We start from the raw sequence: 3,284 nt of genomic DNA on the forward strand, positions 1-3,284 counted from the left end.
TGCTGATATCCGCACCACACGTCGAGCACGTTTTTGCGTCATCCGGGTTGTCTTTGCCGCACGTAGCACAAAGTCGGGCGTCTTGAAAACGAGTCATGGGTCACCTCTCTGTCATCAAGGGGATTGATCATCCGGTAGCTAAGGCTTTGCTTGAACAACAGCGATGCTCAGCCGTGGTTCGGGTGTCCATTGCATCACGTATAGACACTTGCCGTCGACGCGCCGCACGGCAAGGCAGACTCAAAGGCCTTGAAATTCAGGAAATCAGCGGTTCTACGGCGCGTCCCTCTCCTCCCGCCGCACTACCGGCTGAGGGTGCCGCTGCGCGTCTCGTAGCCGGCCACGCGCGTCCAGGCGTGCGTGGCGCCGGACGGGCGGATGGCCCAGAAGTCGAAGTCGGCGAACTGGCGGTCGCCCGCCGCGTTCAGCACCGTCCATCCCGTGAGGCCGTGGTACGTGCTCGCCGCGTCCACGAAGCGCACGGACAGCGAGTCCAGCCGCACCTCCGCCGGCGAGGCGAGGTACGCCATGGCCGCCACCCGCGTGGCATCGTACACGGCCAGGGCGAACGCGTCGGGCGCGCTCCCCGCCCGCTGCTGGATGCGCGTGGCCACCGGCTGCCAGTTCTGCCGCGCGCTGAAGTCCAGCCCGAAGAGCGCCGAGGGAAAGCCCACCGTCTCCGCGAACGCCACCGCCGCCGGCTTTGCCAGCAGCGCGCCGCTCTGCGCGATGCCGTCCGCGCCGTACCAGCGCACGGAGGCGAGGACCGGGTCCGCCGCGGCCGCCGTGAACAGGTCCGCCACCTCGTCGAAGCCCGCCACGTACACGCCCACCTGGCCGGCCGGCCGCCCCGCGAGCGCCGCCCGCACCTGGTCGCCCAGGGTGGTGGCCGTCGTGCCGAACGTCGTGGCGCTGGCGCCGTACTCCGTGCCCGTGGAGACGGTGCCGCCCCGCGCCGTGAAGGCCGCGCGCGTGGCCGTGTGCAGCCCCTGGTTGCCCGCGTCCGCGCGCCACACGGGGATCACCGCGCGGATGCCGTCGCCCCACATGAGCGCCGCCGACGCCACGCCCTCCAGGCTGTCCGCGGCCGTAAAGCGAAAGATGTGGTCGCCCGCGACGGCCAGCGACCCCGCCGTGCTGGACTGGCTGACGACGATGAGCTCGTTGCTGTTCACGAACGCGCGGATGGCAGACAGCTCCGCGCTGGACTGCGGACCGATGACGATCTTCACGCCCGCCGCCCGCAGCGAGTCCAGGGCCGCGAGGGCGCGCGCCGGCTCCAGCTTCGTGTCGCGCACGTCCGCCGTAAAGGTGATGCCGCGGCCGGCGGCGTAGCGGTTGGCGTCCTCCACCGCGAGCTCCAGGGCCGCCTTGCTCGTCACCCCCAGCGACGACCAGTTGCCCGTGAGCGAGAAGATGCCGCCGATGGCGACCTCCTGCGTGTCGCCGCCCGTGCCGTCGTCCTCGCACGCCGCGGTGCCGGCCAGCGCCAGCGCGATCGCCGCGACGGCGCCGATGCGGCGGGCGAGCGGAAGACGGGCCTTGTTGGATTGCATTCCCTGGATCCTTCGCGAAAAAAGGTGCAGCCGTTTCGTCCACGCCCATCCGGACGCGCACGTCATCGTCATCACAACCGCCTGTATCCCACCTGGAACTCCGGGCCCAGCTCCGCGCGGACGCGTTCCAGCACCTCGACGGCCGCGCGCTCGAAGTCCTCGTGCTCGCCCGGCGTCCACGGACCCGGCCCGGCGGGATCGTCCCAGTTCAGCGACGAGTCGTGCCACGTGGACATCTCCTCCAGCCGTGCGCGCGTCTTGTCGGAGAGCGGAAGCTTGTCTTCGATGTTCCCCACGTCGAACGCCCGCAGCGCGGCTTCGTTCACGCACCACAGGCAGCCGCCGCCCCACTCGAACATCAGCTTCAGCTCGTAGCGCGCGGGCGTGGAAGACGGGGCCTCGCTCATTGGACGCCCCTAGAGGATGGTGGCCGGCGCGGAGGCCGGGCAGCCGTCGACGGCCGTGCCCGTCAGCTCCGCGCCGTAGAAGGCCCACCACGTGCTCCCGCCGTCCGCCGACCGCTCGCCCATCTCCACGCGGCGCGTGCCCTCCACCCGCGAGGTGTAGCGAAAGAGCACCTGGGCGTCGTGGGGCGCGGTGTATCCCCACGCCATCTCGCACGTGCCCGGGTTGACCCAGCCGTCCACGCGCGTGGTGCCGTGGTCCAAGGCCGCGCGAAACACGCTGGAGTCCGCGCGAAAGCGCACGCCCAGGTCCGCGTTGTGGACGATCGCCCGCTCGCGGTCCGTGGAGGTGGCGACGCTCGACCAGCCGAGCCTCATGCCGGAAAGCATCGGCGCGCCGCGGGCGATGACGCGTGCCGCCCGCTGGGGTCCGTCCGGCGCGTACCGCACCCAGCCAGTCCCCTGCCACTCGCCCACCATGAAGCCCAGCCGGGCGAGCTCGCCCCGGAGCTGGACCTGCGCGGACACGGGGGCCGGGAGTACGAGCAGGGCAAGCAGGCAAAGCAGCGTGCGCATGGATGTACGAGGATGAAGGGAAAGGATGGTTGGACGATGGCGCGGACCGGATACTCCGGATCCCGGTGGAGAACACGAGGGGTTCTGCCGGCCGGCGCGACCGGGGATCGCGCCATGGATGCGGATCAGAACTCGCTGGGGCGCCTGCGGACGACGAAGTCCACCCGCACCGCGTAGCCGCGCGGCACGGACGGCACCCCGTCGGGGCCGATGACGACGACGTCACCGTCCGGCGATGCCATGAACAGCTCCCGCAGCTCCGTGAGGTGCTCCCAGCCGGGCGCGCAGGCCCGGATCATGGGGCGGTGGCTGCCCGCGAGCCCGCCTTCGCGCTCCAGGTAGCGCAGGAGGTAGCTGCCGTCCTCCGCCGTCATGGTGCCGCGCTCCGAGCCGTCGATGCTCACCAGGGTGGCGGCCACGGGGTTGCCGTCCGTGTCCAGCACGAAGCCGGTAACGGCCTTCTCGCGGGGCTCCAGCGCCCGCAGGAGGGAATCGCGCTGGGCCGGCGGCGTGTGGTTGACCCACTCGCGTCGCAGGGGGCAGGCACCCGTCGCCTCCTGCGCCACGGCCACGCGCGGAACGGCCGCCAGCGACAGCAGACCGGCCGCCGCTGCCAGCAACGCGCCGCGCGCGGAGCGCCTGGGACGGGGGCTCGTCGGGGCAGGGTGTGCCCGGGGGCGCACCCGCGGCGGGATGGTGACCATGCGTGGAGACATCCGGGCGCTAGAAGATGGAGGGGCGGCGGCGA

At 71.6% G+C, this 3,284-nt stretch carries 5 protein-coding genes; all 5 read right to left on the minus strand.

Annotated elements, in window-relative coordinates; translation table 11 throughout:
- The coding region (locus VFZ20_RS32990; protein WP_414682953.1) for a zinc-ribbon domain-containing protein at nucleotides 1–97 on the minus strand (97 nt) is incomplete at its 3' end.
- 205 nt (nucleotides 98–302) lie between these two features.
- Entirely contained in the window at nucleotides 303–1,556 is a 1,254-nt protein-coding gene (locus VFZ20_RS23210; RefSeq protein ID WP_329686341.1) for an ABC transporter substrate-binding protein, read from the minus strand.
- Between the two features lie 71 nt (nucleotides 1,557–1,627).
- Nucleotides 1,628–1,963, minus strand: a complete 336-nt coding sequence (locus VFZ20_RS23215; protein WP_329686342.1) for a hypothetical protein — start codon at nucleotides 1,961–1,963, stop codon at nucleotides 1,628–1,630.
- A 9-nt stretch (nucleotides 1,964–1,972) separates the two neighbouring features.
- Nucleotides 1,973–2,536, minus strand: a complete 564-nt coding sequence (locus VFZ20_RS23220) for a hypothetical protein (RefSeq protein ID WP_329686343.1) — start codon at nucleotides 2,534–2,536, stop codon at nucleotides 1,973–1,975.
- A gap of 125 nt (nucleotides 2,537–2,661) precedes the next feature.
- The gene (locus tag VFZ20_RS23225) at nucleotides 2,662–3,252 is read right to left on the minus strand and encodes a hypothetical protein (protein WP_329686344.1); all 591 of its coding nucleotides are present in this window, start codon (nucleotides 3,250–3,252) and stop codon (nucleotides 2,662–2,664) included.
- Between the last annotated feature and the right edge of the window lie 32 nt (nucleotides 3,253–3,284).

The sequence above is a fragment of the Longimicrobium sp. genome (assembly GCF_036280135.1).
GTDB lineage: Bacteria > Gemmatimonadota > Gemmatimonadetes > Longimicrobiales > Longimicrobiaceae > Longimicrobium.

What these genes read in the sequence shown, in the direction of transcription:
- VFZ20_RS23225 (WP_329686344.1), bottom strand. Translation starts at nt 3,252, where the DNA reads ATGTCTCCACGCATGGTCACCATCCCGCCGCGGGTGCGCCCCCGGGCA.
- VFZ20_RS23210 (WP_329686341.1), bottom strand. Translation starts at nt 1,556, where the DNA reads ATGCAATCCAACAAGGCCCGTCTTCCGCTCGCCCGCCGCATCGGCGCC.
- VFZ20_RS23220 (WP_329686343.1), bottom strand. Translation starts at nt 2,536, where the DNA reads ATGCGCACGCTGCTTTGCCTGCTTGCCCTGCTCGTACTCCCGGCCCCC.
- VFZ20_RS23215 (WP_329686342.1), bottom strand. Translation starts at nt 1,963, where the DNA reads ATGAGCGAGGCCCCGTCTTCCACGCCCGCGCGCTACGAGCTGAAGCTG.